General features: G+C 64.7%; 2 protein-coding genes. One reads left to right on the plus strand and one right to left on the minus strand.

The annotated features are described in order from the left end of the window. Positions 1–96: 96 nt before the first annotated feature. Positions 97–429, plus strand: coding sequence for a YqcC family protein (locus IBX53_RS16160; RefSeq protein ID WP_290911424.1), 333 nt, complete (start codon positions 97–99; stop codon positions 427–429). Between the two features lie 72 nt (positions 430–501). Here IBX53_RS16160 and IBX53_RS16165 read toward each other — a convergent pair whose 3' ends face one another. Next, positions 502–1,143 carry an OmpW family outer membrane protein gene (locus IBX53_RS16165; protein ID WP_290911427.1) on the minus strand — a complete coding sequence of 214 codons (642 nt, stop codon included), beginning with the start codon at positions 1,141–1,143 and terminating at the stop codon, positions 502–504. Positions 1,144–1,172 lie beyond the last annotated feature (29 nt).

Genomic DNA, 1,172 nt, shown 5'->3' on the forward strand with positions numbered 1-1,172 from the left:
ATATCTGTGGGGCAGTCCGTCGGGGAAAGCGCGGCGGGGTGGCCGGCGAGGAGACTGGCAGGGATAATGACGTTTTATGCATGTGAGGACGTCACCATGAGCGCTTACCGGGAACTGGCGGCCGCCTTGCGCGAACTGGAGGCCACCATGCGCGCCACCGACCAGTGGCGCATGACGCGGCCCGACCCTGCCGCCTTCGAGAGCATCGAACCCTTCTGCGCCGACACCATGGCGCTGCCCCAGTGGATGCGTTTCGTGTTCATCGTGCGCCTGGAGACCCTGGTAGAGGCCCGGGCGCCGCTGCCGGCGAAGTGCGAGGTGGCCCCCGCGGTAGAGGCCTGGCTGGCCCAGTCCGGGGTGGGTGGCGTCGAGCGGCTGAGGCTGACCCAAGCCGTGGAGGCGATCGATCGACTGGTCACCGAGAACTGACGACATCCGCCAGCCGAAAACAAGCAGGGCCCGCCATTGGCGGGCCCTGCTGGCTCTGCGGCGCTGGAAGGATCAGAAGCGGTAGCTGATGCCGCCCATCACCACCCAGGGGTCGATCTTCACGGTGCCGATATCATTGCCGTCGAGGCTGGCATCCGTCTCGAGGTCGATATACCAGGCGGCGGCGTTGAGCGCCCAGTTGTCGTTGATCAGCAGGTCCACGCCCACCTGGCCGGCGGCGCCCCAGGAGCTGTCGAAGTTGAGCTCTGCTCCGGGAATCCCGACTTTCTCGCTAGAGAAGCGGGTGTAGTTGACGCCTACGCCCACATAGGGCTGCACCAGGGCCGCGGTGCCACCCAGCGGGTAATACTGCACGGTCAGGGTCGGCGGCAGGTGCTTGGTGGATCCAGGAATAATGTTCCCATCAGGATCGGTCAGGGTGAAGTCATGCTTGAACTGTTCGGCGGCCAGCAGTTCTACACCGACGTTGTCGTGGAAGCGATAGCCCAGGGTAAAGGCGAAGCGGGTGTCGTCATCCACGTTCGTGGAAAGAATTCCGTCAGCTAGAGTGCCGTTATCACTCGTCGGTGCCACCTTGGCTACGCCAAAACGGGTAAAGAAGTCGCCGGCGCCGTAGGCCAGGGCCTGGGTGCTGGTGGTGAAGGCGGCGGCGGCCAGGCCGGCGGCAAGCAGGGTGGGTAGGGTCTTGCGCATGGAGGCGACTCCTTGTTGATGCTGTCTAG

The organism is Halomonas sp. (assembly GCF_014859505.1).
Lineage (GTDB): Bacteria > Pseudomonadota > Gammaproteobacteria > Pseudomonadales > Halomonadaceae > Halomonas.